This window comes from Litorivivens sp. (assembly GCF_057445395.1).
The window spans coordinates 1-18099 of the sequence record NZ_JBVBUV010000076.1 but is presented as its reverse complement, the minus strand read 5'-3'; the positions used below and the strand labels follow the sequence as shown (position 1 = coordinate 18099).

At 52.6% G+C, this 18099-nt stretch carries 18 protein-coding genes; 13 read left to right on the top strand and 5 right to left on the bottom strand.

The window, feature by feature from the left end; all coding sequences use genetic code 11:
* The 4 genes from AC222A_RS16260 to AC222A_RS16245 form a co-directional block, all read left to right on the top strand.
* The coding region (locus tag AC222A_RS16260) for a cryptochrome/photolyase family protein (protein ID WP_486775259.1) at window positions 1–858 on the top strand (858 nt) is incomplete at its 5' end.
* Window positions 855–1751, top strand: a complete 897-nt coding sequence (locus tag AC222A_RS16255; protein ID WP_486775258.1) for a TIGR01777 family oxidoreductase — start codon at window positions 855–857, stop codon at window positions 1749–1751. The genes AC222A_RS16260 and AC222A_RS16255, both read left to right, overlap by 4 nt.
* Window positions 1748–2524, top strand: a complete 777-nt coding sequence (locus AC222A_RS16250) for an SDR family NAD(P)-dependent oxidoreductase (RefSeq protein ID WP_372797972.1) — start codon at window positions 1748–1750, stop codon at window positions 2522–2524. Before AC222A_RS16255 ends, AC222A_RS16250 begins: the two co-directional genes overlap by 4 nt.
* A 204-nt stretch (window positions 2525–2728) precedes the next feature.
* Window positions 2729–4003 (top strand): bifunctional O-acetylhomoserine aminocarboxypropyltransferase/cysteine synthase, encoded by a 1275-nt coding sequence (locus AC222A_RS16245; RefSeq protein ID WP_372782693.1) that lies wholly within the window; start codon window positions 2729–2731, stop codon window positions 4001–4003.
* 71 nt (window positions 4004–4074) lie between these two features.
* Here AC222A_RS16245 and AC222A_RS16240 read toward each other — a convergent pair whose 3' ends face one another.
* Window positions 4075–4944 carry a LysR family transcriptional regulator gene (locus AC222A_RS16240; protein ID WP_486775257.1) on the bottom strand — a complete coding sequence of 290 codons (870 nt, stop codon included), beginning with the start codon at window positions 4942–4944 and terminating at the stop codon, window positions 4075–4077.
* A 96-nt stretch (window positions 4945–5040) separates the two neighbouring features.
* On the opposite strand from AC222A_RS16240, the gene AC222A_RS16235 reads away from it, so the two are divergent.
* The 5 genes from AC222A_RS16235 to AC222A_RS16215 all read left to right on the top strand — a co-directional run bounded on the left by AC222A_RS16235 (window position 5041) and on the right by AC222A_RS16215 (window position 10602).
* Window positions 5041–5541 (top strand): lactoylglutathione lyase family protein, encoded by a 501-nt coding sequence (locus AC222A_RS16235; protein ID WP_372782695.1) that lies wholly within the window; start codon window positions 5041–5043, stop codon window positions 5539–5541.
* Window positions 5542–5867: 326 nt separating this feature from the next.
* Complete coding sequence (locus tag AC222A_RS16230) at window positions 5868–7463, top strand: AMP-binding protein (protein WP_372764560.1); 1596 nt, start codon at window positions 5868–5870, stop codon at window positions 7461–7463.
* Window positions 7464–7681: 218 nt separating this feature from the next.
* Window positions 7682–8962, top strand: coding sequence for a cytochrome P450 (locus AC222A_RS16225; RefSeq protein WP_372759199.1), 1281 nt, complete (start codon window positions 7682–7684; stop codon window positions 8960–8962).
* A 79-nt stretch (window positions 8963–9041) separates the two neighbouring features.
* Complete coding sequence (locus AC222A_RS16220) at window positions 9042–9548, top strand: nuclear transport factor 2 family protein (RefSeq protein WP_372749834.1); 507 nt, start codon at window positions 9042–9044, stop codon at window positions 9546–9548.
* A 19-nt stretch (window positions 9549–9567) separates the two neighbouring features.
* Window positions 9568–10602 carry a zinc-binding dehydrogenase gene (locus tag AC222A_RS16215; RefSeq protein WP_372749835.1) on the top strand — a complete coding sequence of 345 codons (1035 nt, stop codon included), beginning with the start codon at window positions 9568–9570 and terminating at the stop codon, window positions 10600–10602.
* A 2-nt stretch (window positions 10603–10604) separates the two neighbouring features.
* On the opposite strand, the gene AC222A_RS16210 is transcribed toward AC222A_RS16215, so the two are convergent.
* Together AC222A_RS16210 and AC222A_RS16205 are read right to left on the bottom strand one after the other, a co-directional pair.
* Window positions 10605–10928, bottom strand: coding sequence for a hypothetical protein (locus AC222A_RS16210; protein ID WP_372749836.1), 324 nt, complete (start codon window positions 10926–10928; stop codon window positions 10605–10607).
* Window positions 10929–11438: 510 nt separating this feature from the next.
* Window positions 11439–12590 (bottom strand): replication protein RepA, encoded by a 1152-nt coding sequence (locus AC222A_RS16205; RefSeq protein ID WP_372782701.1) that lies wholly within the window; start codon window positions 12588–12590, stop codon window positions 11439–11441.
* A 94-nt stretch (window positions 12591–12684) separates the two neighbouring features.
* Between AC222A_RS16205 and AC222A_RS16200 the strand changes: the two genes are divergently transcribed.
* Together AC222A_RS16200 and AC222A_RS16195 are read left to right on the top strand one after the other, a co-directional pair.
* Complete coding sequence (locus AC222A_RS16200; RefSeq protein WP_372749872.1) at window positions 12685–13980, top strand: AAA family ATPase; 1296 nt, start codon at window positions 12685–12687, stop codon at window positions 13978–13980.
* 13 nt (window positions 13981–13993) lie between these two features.
* On the top strand, window positions 13994–15085 hold the full coding sequence (locus AC222A_RS16195) for a ParB/RepB/Spo0J family partition protein (RefSeq protein ID WP_372759009.1): 1092 nt from the start codon (window positions 13994–13996) through the stop codon (window positions 15083–15085).
* Between the two features lie 154 nt (window positions 15086–15239).
* Here AC222A_RS16195 and AC222A_RS16190 read toward each other — a convergent pair whose 3' ends face one another.
* Both AC222A_RS16190 and AC222A_RS16185 read right to left on the bottom strand, forming a co-directional pair.
* Window positions 15240–16082, bottom strand: coding sequence for a ParB/RepB/Spo0J family partition protein (locus AC222A_RS16190; RefSeq protein WP_372759010.1), 843 nt, complete (start codon window positions 16080–16082; stop codon window positions 15240–15242).
* 156 nt (window positions 16083–16238) lie between these two features.
* Complete coding sequence (locus AC222A_RS16185; protein WP_372750616.1) at window positions 16239–16835, bottom strand: hypothetical protein; 597 nt, start codon at window positions 16833–16835, stop codon at window positions 16239–16241.
* A 119-nt stretch (window positions 16836–16954) separates the two neighbouring features.
* Here AC222A_RS16185 and AC222A_RS16180 point away from each other — a divergent pair, with 119 nt between their 5' ends.
* Both AC222A_RS16180 and AC222A_RS16175 read left to right on the top strand, forming a co-directional pair.
* The gene (locus AC222A_RS16180) at window positions 16955–17380 is read left to right on the top strand and encodes a MarR family winged helix-turn-helix transcriptional regulator (RefSeq protein WP_372750617.1); all 426 of its coding nucleotides are present in this window, start codon (window positions 16955–16957) and stop codon (window positions 17378–17380) included.
* Between the two features lie 139 nt (window positions 17381–17519).
* Window positions 17520–17909 (top strand): hypothetical protein, encoded by a 390-nt coding sequence (locus AC222A_RS16175; protein WP_372797672.1) that lies wholly within the window; start codon window positions 17520–17522, stop codon window positions 17907–17909.
* Window positions 17910–18099 lie beyond the last annotated feature (190 nt).

Below are 18099 nucleotides of genomic sequence, written 5' to 3'. Positions count from 1 at the left end.
TTTGATTGGCCTGTTACCAAACACCAAGCTGAGCAGGCACTCACTGATTTTATTGAACACCGCCTTATTGGATTCGGGGATTACCAGGATGCTATGTGGATCGCTGAGCCCTGGCTCTATCATTCCAGGTTAGCCGCTGCGCTGAACCTAAAACTGTTGGATCCGCGCTCAGTAGTGGCTGCCGCCGAAGCTGCATGGAGAAACGGACAGGTCAGTATCAATGCAGCTGAAGGTTTTATTCGACAGATCCTTGGCTGGCGTGAGTACATTCGCGGTTTGTACTTTCATAGGTATGAAGCGTTCTCACAAGGCAACGCCTTACAGGCAGCGCAGCCGCTACCGGAATTTTTCTGGACAGGCGACACGTCAATGGTCTGCCTTGCTGACACCGTCAAACAGACGCTCAACTACGGCTACGCCCATCATATTCAACGATTAATGGTTACCGGATTGTTCACGCTTTTGCTTGGCGTTAAGCCAAGCGAGGTGCACGCATGGTACCTTGCCGTCTATGTAGATGCCGTCGAATGGGTGGAAATGCCAAATACCATTGGCATGTCGCAATACGCCGATGGTGGAGTTACCGCGTCAAAGCCCTATATAGCCAGCGGCAAATATATACAGCGGATGAGCAACTACTGCGACTCATGCCGCTACCGACCGGACAAACGTATTGGAGCTGAGGCCTGTCCATTTACTGTTCTCTATTGGGATTTTCTACATAAACACCGAAAGCGTTTTAACAAACACCCTCGAATGGCGCTACAAACACGCAATTTAGATCGTATTCCCGAAACGGAACTCACCGAGATTCGCAATCTGGCTGAAAATATTCGACAAAAGGTTTCTTCACTATGAGCGAACATATACTGCTTACCGGCGGCACCGGCTTTGTAGGACGGTCACTTATTCCTAAACTGCTCTTGGGCGGGCATACCGTTACCGTGTTAACACGTCAGCATAAGACCGACCTTAAGGAGGTCAAAGTCATTCATCGACTACCACAAGGAACGAAAGCAGACTATTGGCCGTATACCGTAGTTGTCAATCTCGCCGGCGAAAACCTCTTCACCAAGCGGTGGTCCACCAAACAGAAACAAACCATCCGTGACAGTCGCATCGCCCTGACCGAAAATCTTGTCGACAACATCCACAAGTCACAGTGCGTAAAGCGTTTTATCTCGGCGTCGGCTATTGGCTACTATGGTGCCAGAGATAACGAAACACTGAACGAGCAAGGCCAGGCCGGCAGCGACTTCGCAGCCACGCTGTGTAAAGATTGGGAGGCCGCCGCACAGAAAGCATCCGTTTCAACCGACGTGATCTGCTTGCGACTTGGCGTCGTCCTCGGTTCTGGCGGCGCATTGGAAAGTCTTCTACCCCCTTTCCGGCTAGGACTAGGTGGCCCAATCGGGCATGGCAAGCAATGGTTTAGTTGGATTCATATCGACGATCTGACCAACCTGATTATGGCCTGTGTGGAAGGCCAAATAAGCGCACCCGTCGTCAATGCAACGGCACCGCAACCGGTACAAAATCGTGACTTTGCCAAAGCACTAGGTCACTGCCTGAAGCGACCCGCCATTCTACCCATGCCAGCCTTGGCAATGAAATTACTCTTGGGCGAAGTCTCAAGTCTATTAACGACCGGTCAACGTGTCATACCTGAGGTAGCACAAGCCCAAGGCTTTTCCTTCAGGTACCCAGATATCGATAGCGCTCTTACCGATCTTCTTGAGAAACGCAAATGACACTGCGAGAGGCGATAGCCAATACCGAAAAACCAATCGCTCTAGTTAACGGCGCAACTGGTGGCATCGGACTCGCTATTGTCAAAGCGCTATTAAGGCAACCTCATTGGGCAGCCATTTTTGCATTGTCGCGTTCAGCCCAATCAAACAACGCATTGTTGGCATTGGCAGATTTGGACAAGCGCCTATGCGTACTATCGACAGATCTAAGCAATAGCCAAGATCAAGAGAACCTAGGACGTAACATAGAGGCTGTTGACGGACAGCTAATATACATCTGTAATTGTGTTGGTATATTGCATGAAAAGAACATCCGTCCAGAAAAACGCCTAGAAGATTGCACTCAGCAGGCAATGCATTCTGCGTTTAACACCAATGCGCTCATACCACTTTTTTTAATTCAGGCGCTGGTGAACTATATACCCAGAAACATTCCCTCTCTCTTTGTGAGCTTTTCAGCACGGGTCGGAAGCATTAGCGACAACCGGCTGGGGGGCTGGTATGCCTACCGAACATCCAAAGCCGCCCACAATATGTTGATAAGAACGCTTGCGGTCGAATTAAGCCGCAGACGACCACATTTAACGATCATTGCCTATCACCCGGGAACCGCAGACAGCGCACTATCTCGTCCCTTCCAAAAAAATGTTCCATCCGAGAAGCTCTTCAGTTGTGACCAAGCTGCCAGCTATTTCTTATCAGTGACAGATAAACTGACCGAGCAAGACACCGGAAGCTTTTTCGCCTGGGACGGGTCGACGATTCCATGGTGAATCGTGGCCACCACCACGAACGTGCTTTTGCACACACTAGAGTTCGCGTTCTCACGCACTAACGAAATGGCTCTTCGCTCTGCACTAATCATTATGCCTGATCGGTAAAACAAACACGCTTCTTCAGCCCCTTCAAATCACTCTGAGTACTGCTATACTCGCGCACTCATTTAATTTTATTAACAATGATGACAAGGACCTGTTATGAAACTCGAAACGCTTGCAGTGCGCGCCGGATTCAATGTAGACCCGACTACCAATGCTGTTGTAACGCCTATTTATCAAACGACCTCATACGCTTTTGACGATACTCAGCATGGCGCAGATCTGTTCGATCTGAAAGTCCCGGGCAATATTTACACCCGTATAATGAACCCCACTAACGCCGTGTTAGAGGAGCGAGTTGCCGCACTCGAGGGCGGCGTCGGTGCATTGGCAGTCTCATCAGGTATGGCCGCAATTGAATACGCCCTGGAGACAATATCTGAAGTAGGCGATAACATCGTAGCCACTAGTAAACTTTACGGCGGAACTTACAATTTCTTCGCCCACTCACTACCTCGCCGCGGCATAGAAACGCGATTTGTGAGCCACGACGACTATGAGGCGATGGCAAATGCGATCGATAGCAAGACCAAAGCAGTTTTCTGTGAATCAATCGGTAACCCCGCGGGCAATATTGTCGATATCGAGAAGCTGGCCGAGATCGCACATCAACATGGCGTTCCGCTAATCGTAGACAATACTGTAGCCACGCCCTATCTATGGCGCCCCTTTGAGCACGGCGCTGATATCGTTATTCACTCGTTGACCAAATACATGGGCGGCCACGGTAACTCCGTTGCTGGCATCATTGTCGATTCCGGCAAATTTCCTTGGGCTGAGCACAAGGAGCGTTTCCCTATGCTCAACGAGCCAGACCCGGCTTATCACGGTGTGGTTTACACTGAGGCGATGGGCGAAGCCGCGTTTATTGGTCGCGCACGCGTGGTGCCATTACGTAATACCGGTGCGGCACTGAGCCCAATGAACACCTTTTTGATACTGCAAGGTATAGAAACACTGCCACTGCGTATGGATCGCCACTGCGAAAACGCGCAGAAAGTAGCCGAATTTCTGCGCGACCACCCCAAAGTTGAATGGGTAAACTATGCCGGTTTGCCTGAAAGCCCAGACCATTCGCTTGCCAAGAAATACTTGCAGGGCCGAGCGTCGGGCATTCTAAGTTTTGGTATTAAAGGAGGTCAGGAAGCCGGAGCACGCTTTATCGACGCGCTGCAACTGGTGCTTCGCCTTGTAAACATCGGCGACGCACGCAGTCTTGCCTGCCATCCAGCCTCCACCACCCACCGCCAATTGGACGACAAAGAACTTGCCAGTGCGGGTGTAAGCCGGGAAATGGTTCGTCTATCCATTGGCATCGAGCATGTAGACGACATTCTTGCCGACCTCAGCCAAGCCTTAGACGCGGCCGCATAAAAGCGCTCAATGAAAGGGAGAGCCTCTTGCTCTCCCTGCTCCGCCGCTGCTTTGCAGCACTCCCAAATTTCTTAAAGATTATTTTCCGCTTCGGAAATAACCGTATCGAACCTTTTACTAAGCGCCTTTTGTCGCTGTACGCAGAGATAAAGCGTTTCATTCACCGGCTTTTTCAGTCGATGTACTTTAATACGCCTGGGTTTAGAAAATGCATTAACCGCATGGGCCGGTAGCACCGTAAAGCCCAAGCCCATACTGACCGGTTCCAAAATCAGGCTGATTTGGTTTGAGAAGCCTCGTTTTTCGAGCAGATTGCTGTGCTGAAATTCAGGGTAATTGGCGCTTAACAGCAGGTCCGCGTGATGACTTCCATCTGGGTGGTCAATAAACCCAAGCGAAACCAACGTGTTCCAACTCGGGTTCTCTATGCCAGCTGGGGTTACCAATAACAGTGGCTCCTGCGCAATAGGACGGCTATGTACTTCCACGCGTCTGGATTTTGATGTGATAAAGCCAATATCAGCCCTGGCGTCAGCAATAGCAGACTCTACATCCCTATTAGGTGCAAAGCGGTAGTCAATGACGAGCTTCGGATGCTTCCGCTGTAACGCGAGGAGCTGGGGATACAACTTAAGCCCCACGCTTCCCGGAGACATCACGCGCACCTCACCCTCATACGGTGGATCTTCACCTACACACTGCTCTAGATCCGACAAAGCAGCGATGATTTCGCGTGCCTCGCTGTAAAGCCGTTCCCCAGCATCGGAAAGCGAAAATTGCTTGCCCTTTCTAACGAGCAACTCGACATCGAGCTGCTGTTCCAGCTTACGCACATGCTGACTGACACCGGACTGCGTCATATGCAGCCGCTCCGCGGTTTTGGTGAAATGACCGACTTCCACCAGCGTGCAAAAGCTGTGTAACCACACCGTATTTATCATTACAAAATATACTCATAGAAATGACAAATGATAATTTTATGTAATTTAACAGACCTTATAGACTCCACACCAGCATTAAGACAAGGAGAACAGATTATGAGTAATGTCTACCCAAGAAATTTTTCGCACATTGGCATTTCAGTACCAGACTTGGAAAAAGCTGTTGAATTCTATACCAGCGTCATGGGTTGGTATTTGATCATGGAGCCAACAGAAATAGAGGAGGACTCTAGCGCTATCGGCGAAATGTGCACGGACGTGTTTGGCCCAGGCTGGGGCAGTTTTCGCATTGCACACCTGTCAACAGGTGACAGAATTGGAGTGGAAATATTCCAGTTCAGGAATCAGGCCAACCCGGAAAACAACTTCGAATACTGGAAGACTGGTGTTTTTCATTTCTGCGTGCAAGACCCAAACGTTGAAGAGCTGGCTGAACGCATCGTAGCCGCCGGTGGCAAAAAACGTATGGAGAAACCTCGCTATTACTACCCTGGCGAGAAACCTTATCGCATGATTTACATGGAAGACCCGTTTGGGAATATCGTGGAAATCTATAGCCACAGCTATGAACTGGTCTACAGCGAAGGTGCCTACTAAGAACTCGGGATCACGACCCTGCCAAGGGCAATGGAATTTACGACGTCGTTGCTACTCCCCCAAGCCAGCCTTAGGTCCTGAACCCTAGGCTGGGAGCAGGTCACAAGCACCCAGCCGTACGGGTGCTTGCTACCCAGCTTACCCATCCACTTCCCCTCAACCACCGATTCGTGTTTGCCAGCAAGGCGCTTTCACTTCGCCGCCGAGCTAACGATTTTGCAATGATTATGGCATCACTGGCAGGCTAGTATATTTCATTAATCCTTAGTCACGCCGCGTGACCCTGCACCGGCTCTACATACACAATCCACGACGAGTACACCGCTATGTCAAATAACGTAGAAAACGCCACCCTGTACGATGGTGTCTGTATGCCCCATCTTTTGATTGAAGGTCTGAATCGCTACGATGACCGTCCGTGCCTGTTTATGGGTGATGACCATATCCTCAGTTATCGAGATATGCGAGAAACCACCAGTAGACTGATGCAGGCACTGGCGTCACTAGGGCTGGGCAAAGGCACACGCGCAGCCATCATATCCGGTAACCGCCCGGAGGTTCTTTCAAATACAGCCGCGATGTCTATTTCCGGGTTTATCGGTACGCCGCTACATCCAATGGGCTCTCTCGATGACCACATTTATGTTTTGCAGGATGCAGAAATTGAGGTGCTGATTTTCGATCCTCAATTGTTTGGCGAGCACGTCGCCAAACTCAAAGAACGCGTACCAACCATCAAACACTTCCTCGCCTTCGGACCCACTGACGTTGGTACCGACTATCTGGCGCTAGCGGAAACCTTTGATCCCAAGCCGCTTGTTGCGGCCGATATTACCCCGGACGACCTCGGCTCCATCAACTACACCGGCGGTACTACCGGCAAGCCCAAAGGTGTGATGTCCACCCATCGCGGCACAGCTTACATGGCCATGATTCAGGCTGCCGAATGGGAATTCCCGGAAGATCTGCGCATGTTGATGGCCACACCGCTGTCACACGCTGCGGCAGCGTTTTTCGTGCCCGTGCTGCAAAAAGGCGGGGCATTTTATGTATTACCCGGTTTTACTCCCGATCTGTTTTTCGACTGGGTAGAGAAATACCGTATCACCGCTACCATGCTCGTACCGGTAATGCTCTATGTGCTGCTGGACTCACCACGAGCCGATACCGCAGACATGTCGAGCATGGAAAGCATCTTCTACGGCGCTTCCCCCATGAGCCCAGCCCGGCTTCAACAGGGGCTGGAAAAGTGGGGGCAGATTTTTTATCAGTTTTTCGGTCAGTCGGAAGCACCGATGGTGCTGACCAATTTGTCGCGCAAGGATCACGACCTCAGCAAACCCGAGCGACTGGCCTCTTGTGGCCGCCCTGCTCCCTGGGTTCATCTGGCGCTTCTGGATGACAATAACGAACCGGTTGCCGAAGGCGAACCCGGAGAAATCTGCGTACGCAGCCCGCTGGTAATGAAAGGCTACAAAGGCCTGCCCGAACAAACCGCCGAAGCTTTTGCCGGTGGCTGGCTGCATACCGGCGATATCGGACGGTTTGATGAAGAGGGCTTTCTGTATATTGTCGACCGCAAAAAAGACATGATCGTCACCGGCGGCTTTAACGTGTTCCCCCGTGAAGTGGAAGATGTGCTTTCGGGGCACGAAGCGGTTGCCCAAGTCGCTGTGGTTGGCGTGCCAGACGAGCGCTGGGGTGAATCGGTCAAGGCTGTCGTGGTTCTCAAACCTGGCATCGACGGCACCGATGACGTGCGTCAGTCTCTCATCGACACGGTCAAACAAGCCAAAGGATCGGTACAGGCACCCAAATCGGTCGACTTTGTCACCTCCATTCCACTCACGCCAGTAGGCAAACCGGACAAAAAAGCTCTGAAAGCCCAGTACTGGGGTAACGCCAGCCGCGGCGTGCAGTAACAACCTTTTCAGCCGGGCAGCCTGACGGCTGCCCTTCCCCTGCATTATCGCCCTCGCTTGTCAAAGCGCGGATTCCTTTCCTTACGGCCTTTTAACGCACAACCGTGTTGATTTATTCCTTCAACTCAGTTGAAATAATGAAACGTTGAGTTTCATAAAATTATCCGCGTTCAGTAGATCACCCGACGCCAAATCAAAACAATAAGTAGGAATACACGATGACAACCGCTGTAGATACCCGAGATTATTTTACCGACCTGTCACTGCTCAAAGACCCCTACAGCTATCTCGCGACCATACGAGCACAAGGCCCTGTCTATCACTATCCAAAGCGAGATCTCTACTATGTAACCGGCTTTGAAGAAGCCATTGAGGTGTTGCGCAACTCAGAGGATTTCGCCTCTGTTGCTACCGCCGCCGGCATCGCTCCCCTGCCCTTCGAGCCCGAAGGCGACGATATCTCCGAGCAGATTGAAAAGTACCGACCGGAAATCCTGGGCAGCGATATGGTTGCTGCCTACGACGGCCCTCGCCACGCGGCGTTGCGTAGCTTGATTTCACGCATTTTCACGCCCTCGCGGCTGAAGGAAAACGAAGAATATATAGATCGACTGGCGGATGAGATCGCCGCCGAGATGGTGGCCAAGGGTTCCTGCGAAGTCATTAACGAAGTAGCAACGCCTTATGTAACGCTGGTTATCGCCGACTTACTGGGTGTACCCGACGAAGACATGAATGCCTTCCGCGATGCCATCGACGCCGGCCCACCTCCCTTTGACATGACCGCCGTAGACAGCGACGCCCAGGCAGAGCCCAGCAGTTTCTTTATTACCTGCGGTACATTCTTCTACAACTACGTGACCGATCGTCGCACTAACCCGCGTGACGACATCATGACCGAACTGGCGAATGCCAGCTTTCCCGACGGGTCTGTGCCAGATGATATTGAACTGGTCAAAACCATGATGTTCCTGTTCGGTGCAGGCCAGGACACCACCGCAAAGCTGCTCGGCAATGCCATTCGTTATCTGGCCGAAGACACGGAATTGCAGCAGCTGCTGCGCGAAGATCGCACGAAAGTAAACGGCTTTATTGAAGAAATGCTACGGATGGAAGGATCAGTGAAGGCAACTTTCCGACTCGCCAAACGCAACGCCAGTATTGGTGGTGTCGAAATACCCGCAGGCAAGCGCGTTATTATTTTCCTCTCCGGTGCCAACCGCGACCCGGTGCGATGGGAATCACCGGACGAGTTCCAATTGCAGCGCGAGCGCCACACCCGCCATGTTGCCTTTGGTCAGGGCTTGCATACCTGTATAGGTGCACCGCTGGCGCGCACTGAAGTCCGGGTAATACTCAATAAGATTCTGGACAAGACCGCCAACTTTACCCTGTCTGAAACCCACCATGGCGGCGGCGACGATCGCCGTATAGATTATGAAACCAGCTACGTCATTCGCGGCCTGAGCAACCTGCATATCAATATCACGCCCGCCTAACCCATACCGCTGCTGCCCGGCGGGAATCCTCCTGCGGGCAGTGGCTTTTGTGCGCTAAAATTGCAAAGGGAGTTGAGTTGTGACCACATCGCTACAAACGCTGGTCGATAAACAAGACATCACCGAATTGATCTATCGCTACTGCCGCAGTGTAGACCGACTCGACGAGGCACTTGGCTATTCCATCTGGCACGATGACGGAATCGCCGACTACGGGGATTTCTATCGCGGACCCGGACGCGGGGTGATTGATCTTATCTGTGACAATCATCGGCACACCTTGCACCACAGCCATCAACTCGCAAACATCCTGATTAACGTCGACGGCGAACAAGCCGGCAGCGAAGCCTATGTCACCGCAAACCTTCGCGTGAAACAGGGCGAAACCACACAGCAGATAACCGTGTGGACACGCTATATCGATCGCTGGGAAAAGCGTGATGGCCGCTGGGGCCTAGTTAAACGCAAAGCTCTGCGAGATTTCGATGAAGTCCGAGAAGTAACTCCCATGAGCCAGCCGCAAAGTGAAGGCAGCCGTGACCGACTTGATCCGTCCTATAACGCCTTGAACCTATTCGAATCTTAATGGCCTAGAGGAATCGCGAGTGAAAGCAGCTTACTTCATCGACGGCCGGGTTGAAGTGGGCTCTATGCCCGATCCCACCCCGGGAAAAGGCCAGGTTCTCGTTCGCACACACAGCTGTGGCATGTGTGCATCAGATTCCCATTTTCTAACATCCGGTAAGCACGTCATTGAGCTATGCAAAAAGCACGGCGGGCCCTATGCCGCGCTCGATTTCAGTAAGGCCTTTGTTCCTGGACATGAATTTGTCGGCGAAATTCTGGATTATGGTCCCGGCAGCCGCAAGCCGCTGCGAGTGGGCAGCAAGGTCACCTCCATGCCGTTAATGCTGAAAGACGGTGGGCACGCCGTTATTGGCTACGACAATCACTGCCCCGGAGGTTTTGGCGAATACATGCTACTCGATGAGAACTTGATGATCGAAGTACCTGCGGAACTGGACGATGACATCGCTGCCATGACTGAACCACTGGCAGTCGGGCTTGAGCATGCGCGCCGCGGCGCACCAACGAAAGACGATGTGGCGCTGGTACTCGGGTGTGGTGCGATCGGACTAGGTGTTATCGCGGGTCTCAAATTGATGGGCATCGGCCCGATAGTTGCGGCAGACTTCCACGAATCACGACGTCTGCTCGCGCTTGATGCAGGTGCAGATATCGTCATCGACCCAAAAGCACAATCAGCGTACGAGCCCCTGCCCGATCTCGGTCAGCGCCAGGTCAATCTGGTTTATGAATGCGTGGGGCTGCCAGGCCTGCTTCAAAATATCATCCAATCTGTCGCTTTCGGCGCTCGCATCGTGATGGGCGGCTATTGCATGGAACCGGACCAGTTCCTGATATTTGCTGCCCAGAACAAACGCCTAACAGTACATTTTGCTGGAGGCGAGGAACCCCAGGATATGGCGTTGGCACTACAGTCGATCTGCGATGGTCGTGTGGATGTCAGTAAATGGGTGGGTGCGCGCATAGGGCTCAATGGAGTTGGCAAGGCCCTGAGCGAGTTGTCTGGACCTGCGGCACCTGTACGCACGGTGGTTGACCCGAGATCCCAGTAACATCAGTTGCCGCTGTTTCGCGCCCGCCGTTGCAAATGACTCAAGAACAACTGGTGCGCGAACACAGGTCTACCCTCTTCTCGGTCCCGCCAGTATAAGTTGAACTCCGCCAATGCCATTTCCAGTTCAGTCACTGAGGTGCCATCAAGTATTGCGTGCGCAAGTACCTGAGGTGGAGGAAGGTAGTTATCGGCGTCATCGAAATGCTCTGTGCCCACCCTAGCCCTCAGGTCAATTTCCGTTGTTTCGTTGAGGATTTCTTCAGCAATTTCCCTGTCGGTATAGCCCTGCTGAGTGAGTTTGCTGATGAGCTGTATGGCTTTCATTCAAATTCCCGCCGTGTACGTGGCGTTTTTGCTGGCAGTAAGTAAGTTACTTTATAGCTTATTACTGACAGGAGCTTAAAGGAGGATACAGGATATAGAGGGTAGTATATGGGCGACCGTAACACATTGAAATAAAAAGATTAAATCTGTTATGTCGGGTGCTTGCTGTATTCTGCCCTGTCATCAATTGTGTCTCCCCTTCTGTGGTTTGTGTCTTCCTTTATTGGGACTCTGTCATCCTTTCCCTGTGGATAACCCGCTTTTTTATCTCTTGTTGGATAAATAAATTTCGCCTTGAAAAAAATGTGTCCAATATAAATTCGAACGGTAGCGCATTTGAATTGTAAATCTGGGAGGTAGCTCAGAAAGGGTGACAGAATCCAGAAATTTTCAGGGTGGGAAATTTTTTTGGAAGCCACAGATGTTTGCATCCCCTGGTCTATTTTCTGAATTTCAGGTGCGCAGACCGGCATTCGTGTTAGCGAATTTATTGAAAGGGGAAAAAAAATTTCAGGCCAGTCGGGGAACAGAGCCTTTGATGGGTTCGGGGGTGCGGTGCAGGATCAGCCCTTTGCGACGATCAGCCTGCAGGGGCAGTGTGATACCGGCTCGGGATTTCAGTTGCTCAATTGCATCCATCACTTCACGTATAGCATCGGCCGTGGTGGAGCATTGGCTCAATAGCTGATGGTGAATCTGTTCCCAAGTAATGCGGGCCAGCGGTTTGTCGGCACGCTCAAGCGCATCCAGCCGCCAAACGCACCAGTAGTACAAGTCGTAGGCATGCGGGCTGTCCAGGTCTGCCACCTGATTCAGTACTTCGTAATCGATGGGTACAGCATGCTCGGCGGCAAAGGTTTGAAACTCAGGTGAGAATTGCAGCCAGCCACCAGACTTGCGGTTAAAACCTTTTGAGCTCCAGAGGAAGGCATCGGACGCAATCGGGATCTGCTTGTAACGCACCACATCGATGTCTTCGCTGTCGCCCTCGCCGTTAACGGTGAGAGACGCGCTTCGGGAAATCTGAATGGTGGTTTTGGCCCAGCTTTCGATGGAATCCGGGTAACGGCGCAAGGCCCCCCGCTCGCCTTTGGTAGCTACTCGGCCGAACACTTTTTCGACCAGCGTCTTCTTAATGCCGGTTAACTCCAGTCGGCCTTCCGGTAAACGGATGCACTCAGTAGTGAGGTAAGCCAGAGCGAGTCTGCCGGGGATTCCGTAGGGCAGGCCTGGGCGTTTATCGCCCTGCCCTTTCTCGATGGGAATCGACAGTGTGAGTTCGGTATCACCGTTCACAGAATGGTATTGAGTGACCCCACCATCTGGCGCCGTTACCGGAATAGCCGACTGCACCAGTGGTGAAGGACAAAACCACAGGTTGCGGTCTGCCCCGGTGTCGCTATGCAATGCACGGCAATGATCGTATAGGTCAAACAGGGTGTCGCCCAACAGCGGAATCTCTGCCAGTGGAATCCGGTTAATCGCATCGCGCGGAACAGCAGCGAGCCCGTGTTGGGCAATAGTAGAAAGGATTTCGTTAGCGCTCAGCAAAGATGCGAGTTGCGATGGGCTGGTTGGCGCGGTCGATCTGGCAGGCACACTTTCCGCTAGAGCAATCAGCTCCCGGAATTCCGGAGTGTTTTTGACGGCCAGATTGGACATTTTTTTATGTGGACCGCTCCAAAAGTATGCAAAATGCTTTACGATACCGGAACAGTATACAACACCGCTAAAAACGTCAATAGGGCGATCAGAGATGACGACTCCAAACTATATAGAAGACTTGAAGTCCCAGGTTCAGGGTTACAAACAGCGCGGCCGCGCTATTCTGGAGAACCTTGAGGATTATATCTCCAGTTCAGGCATAGAGCTAACCGAAGGCGAGCGCGAACAGCTCGGCCTCATCAACAAGCGCACCTGCAAGCGCCGCTTCAGTGTACAGGATGTAGCCGACTTGGTGGGCATGTCCCGTTCCTCCATACACCGCTATATTGATCTGGGTGAAATTCCCGACAGGCCAACCCGCGAAACTAATGGTCGGACAGTAAAGTTAGGCTATACGCTGGAGCAGGTTTGGGAAATAAGACAAAAGCTGGGGCGGCTGCCAAAACGAGACCGGATGGCGATTGTCGGTTTCCTGAACCAGAAGGGCGGGGTAGGCAAGAGCACCAAAAGCTGGATGTTCGGTCAATATATGGCGCTGCGGGGTTTCCGCGTGCTGTATGTGGACACAGATCCCCAAGCGAGCTTGTCCTTCCTGCTGGGTTATCGGCCGCGCACTGATGTTGGCTACTGGGATACTTTTGCGCCGTTTCTGTTGCAGGATATCGAAGGTGCAGAGGAGGAGTTTGGCGACGGCGGCAAGGTGTCGGATCTTCGCTATTGTATCCGGCCTACCCACTGGCCAAACATCGATATCATTCCGGCCTGTAACGACCTGCTGGAGCTGGAAGTGCAATCAGACCACATCATGCACGGCAGCCCGAACACCTATGAGTCCCTCACGGGTATTCAGCTTAACAGCCCGATGGATTTGCTGCGTAATGGGGTAGAGCGCCTGGGCGATGACTACGATGTGGTGATCTTCGACGGCACGCCCTCGGTCAACACCTCGACGATGAACATTTTTTCTACCTGCGATGCGGTTGTCGCGCCGGTGCCCTGTGGGATGCTGGACTTTAACAGCAGCGTTGAATTTTGCGCGATGATCGAGGAGATTCTCGATTCCTATATAGAGCACGGCATCAACCCGCCACTGCCGCAGTTGCACTTTCTGCTCGCCAAGTTTCACAACAACGCACCGTCGCGGTTTATGGAAGTACTGATACGCAAGACCTTCACCAACGCGCTGCTTACTCATTACGCCACCGCGTCGGATGAAATTCAGAAGCACTCGACCAGTTTCCGCTCGGTGTATGAAATCAACACCGCCGACACCAACAACAGCAAGGCGCTGAAACGCACCCGCGAAGAATACGATGCGCTGTTTGAGGAAATTCGCACCACGGTGCTGGCACCCATCATGAATGATCGCTACGCCGCCAGAATTTAAGGGAGGATACGTTATGACTACGAAGAAGCCCGGCCCCTACGCAGACCTCGACGCCATCACTGGCGATATAGGTGATAGTGCCAGCGAGAAAAAGCCCGACAAACCAACCCGCACCAGCGTGCGGCAGAACAAAGTATCTCCGCCTGTGGCGGCGCGCGTTATTACGAAAGGGGAGGCGCCTGGCAGTAAGTCGTCCAACCTGATCGAGCGCTTGAAAGCTTCCGCTGATTCAATCGAAAAAACCATGCCGGTGACTGGCGTTAAAGTGCGCTTGCGGTTACAGGAAATCGACACCGAGTTGGTAGATGTATCCCCAGAAAATGAGCGCGATCAGGATTTGCTCGATGAATCTTCGGTGTCGGATATTCTGCCCTCGTTCATCAAAAACGGGCAGCAGCAACCTGGCACGCTGCGGCCAAAAGGGGAGGGGCGCTTCGAGTTGATCGAGGGTTCCCGCCGTCTGTTTTGTGCCAAGCTGACTCGCCGCAAATATCTGGCGTTGGTGGGTGATATTCCAGATGCCGATGTCCGCGTACTGTCGCGTACCGAAAACGTTCATAAGCCACCGTCCGCCTTTGAACGCGCGCGCGCCTACCAGCGCGACATTGAGTCGGGCCTGTTTAAAACCTGGGAGCAGTTGGCTGCCGCAGAAGGTATTACCAAAAGCACCCTGTCGCGGTACAAGGCTCTGATAGAAGTGGACCGCGCCTTTGTTAAAGCCTTTCCTGATCCGAACAGCTTCTCCAGTAAAAACGCGGAGTGGATTCGCAAAACCCAGAACACCGACGAGCGGGTGGCAAAGGCACTGCTCGATGCGGCACGTGAGCTGGCCAAGCTCAAAGCCGCTGCAAGCGAAAAGGGCATTGATCCACCCACTGCAGAAGAGGTGATGACGCGACTGAGAAAAGTAGCTCGCGAGAGCCAGAACCAGGGCGGGCCTACCCCGAAGAAGCCGGTGGTCTATAAGACGCCTGATGGGCGCCGTCAGGTCAAACACAGCATCGCCCGTGATGGAAAGTCGGTGAAGCTGGAGCTAAAAGGCTTGAGCGAGGCCGCATTGAAAGAGGTGGTGGAGCAGGTGAAGCGCATTGCTGGCGTTAACTAGGTTCGCCCGGCGAACCTAGCCCTCAATATGGCCGTAACTCAATGAATATAAAGGAAAATAACTGAATTTTTAAGCGGGACAAAATGTCCCGCTTTTTGTTTCTGTGCGGTGTGAAACGTGTTGCAGGTTCTACGTGAAACCCCAGTGGTGGCAGCTACTTATCCCGCAATCTGTTTAAAACCCCTTCGAAGTCGTTGCTCCCAAAAAAGCGAATCTTAAGCTCTCCAGCACCAGTCTTATCGTTGTAGTTTATGCGGCAGGGTTGGCCAACGGTTTCCGACAATTCCTCCTCCAGCATCGCGATATCCCGATCCTTGTGATAGGGCGGGGGAGTGGGGTCCGGGGTGCGCAGCTTCTTCGCTTCTTCTTCAATCCGGCGCACAGACCACTCGTGCGAAACCGCCTTGCGGGCCAGTTCGCGTTGCTGCGGTTTGGGCAGCCCAGAGATAGCTTTGGCGTGACCGTCAGACAGTTTGCCCGAGCGCAGGTAATCTTTTACGGCAATATCCAAGTGCAGCAGGATGAGCTTATTACTCACGTACATGCGTGAGCGGCCAATGAGTTCACCCACCTGGCGGTGGGTTAAACCGAGTTCCTCCACCATCTGCACCAAGCCCTCAGCTTCCTCTATCGGGTTCAGGTTTTCTCGTTGCAGGTTTTCAGTAACCGTGATGATGGCGGCTTGTTCATCATTAAATTGCCCCACCATAATCAGCACATCCAGATGCGCCATCATGGCTGCGCGCACTCGCCGCTCGCCCGCCAGAATCTCGTAGCCGCCGGTCAGCTTCGGTCGCACGATCACCGGGTTGTAATTGCCGCCGGTACTTTTCAGGGCTTCCGCAAGATTGGCCAGTTCGCTTTCGTCAAAATGGCTGCGCGACTGAAAATGACCCCGCGAGCACAGCGACGGATCAACTCGCCGGAACTCGATATCGACACCTTCAAACAGGCTGTGCTTGAGAAAATCTTTGTCTGGGATACTGCTGGGTTTCAAAGTGACTCCTGACATCGTCATCGTGTGATGGTTAGCAGGGCATCATAAAGGATTCGGCAGGGCAGCCTAAAGAGATCGTGAGAAATGGGGCAAAGATTTGTCGGGTAGAAGCTTTTCGAGAGGTTGTGAAGCGCTGCCTCACAACCCCGCAAGCCGTTACTGAAGCAGCGCTTTCAGTTGGCCGAGCAGTGCCTTTTCCTGGGCGCTCAGGGTAGGCATCTCCGCGCACCGAGGGTCGGTTTTCTGAATTACGCTCAGCATGGGCTTGGTGAGCGGGATGGGGTCACAGCCGTGACCCGTCTCGCAGATCATGTCCCACTGGGGTTCGGCCTTGGCGTGGCAACCAAGGCAGTTGCCGCCAAAACGGTTGTTTACATCCACAAAGCCGCGCTTGGCAATCTCGGTGCCATTGGGCGAAACCTTCAGCTCAAAAAACTCCCAATCGTTGGTGGCCGGGCTCACCCCCTTGGGGTGTTTAACCATCACCTCGCTGGGTACCAGCTGCACCACAGAGCCGGGCGGGTAGGTGCCGCCATCAGGTGAGTTGGCGACAGCCAGTGTCGCGTCGATATCACCGCCCAGGTTATCAACAAAGAATCCGCGAACCGGTGTCATATCCCGCAGGCAGGTAAAGTCACTTTCGGTAATTTCCAGCGCTTTGCCTTGGTCGCCTAGTACGGTCGACGCAGTTAGCAAGGTGAGTATCGCGGCGCCAAGCAGCCGGCAAAGGTTGAGTTTGCAAAGTGTTTTCATTGGGCCTCCAAGCATTTAGTTTGCGCGCAAAGCAATTTGGCTGACTATATTTTGTTCTCCTTCACTTGTCAATTACTTTGCGCGCAAAGTAAAATGAGTGGCGGTTACCGGGAGTCTCCATGTCATACCTCAATCTGGATGTTCAAATCTGTCATTCACTCTACTCAGCAACCAATGCACTGATTCGGGCCTACCGTCCTCTGCTTGAACCGTTGGGCCTTACCTACCCGCAATACATTGTGATGTTGAGCTTGTGGGAGAAAGATGGCGTCAGCGTAAAAACCCTGAGTGAACACACCCGGCTGGATGCGGGAACCCTAACCCCAATTCTCAAGCGCCTGGAAGACAAAGGTCTATTACGACGCACCGTCTTTGCAGGTGATGAGCGGCAGAAACGGCTCGAAGTAACGGAGGCGGGCCAGCAGCTGAAAACCCGCGCCGAAAAAATTCCCGAGGCAATGGCCTGCATGGCAATGACTGATCGCGAGCAGGCAGCGCAACTCAAGCAGTTGTGCGAACAGCTTTATCAAACGCTAAGTGGCTGACACATATCAGCTCGGCAAGACTCAAATCCGAGTGGACGAAAAGCGGCAAAAACGGTTAAATCGAACAGGTACCCGGCAGTGCCACTGGCGGGTGCTCGCAACATTACAAAAATAGAAATCCTGTAAAGAGTCTCGCAACATGGACGTTGTAAAAACTATCCGCCCCGGACAGCACGGTAGTCACAGATTCCTCGAAGAATGGGGCAACAAACTGGTTGCTGTTCGCTACCGGAAAGACCAGAACCGCATGTTTACCACAATAGAGCTTATTGTGGATGAACGCCCCGTCAGCTCAACTTCGTTAAAAATTCTGCAACTCACGGGAAGAAACCGAGCCGTAGCCCTGCGTATTAACTTCGACGAAGTTGAACTGCGCCACCGGGTAAAATCCGCCGGCGCTCGTTGGAGCCCGGAGTTGAAACTGTGGCTGCTGCCCTACAACGACGCCGTAAAGATGGGGTTGCGCGACCGGATTGTGAAGGGCGCAGCGGAGCGGTGTACAGATATAGCCATGGATAGTCAGAGGTAGGAAGGGATGACTGAATATAGTAAGCGTGGCTGTATTTACACAGCCCTTGTTCCAGACTGTTATACCTAAGGAAGGAGTTAAGCAATGTCGAAGTATGGAACAGTAACTTTCACTGGAGCGTCGGGGAAGGAGTATGAATTCACTGCATATTCCTGGGATACAAATTTCAAAAAGGACTACGGCGCAGTTT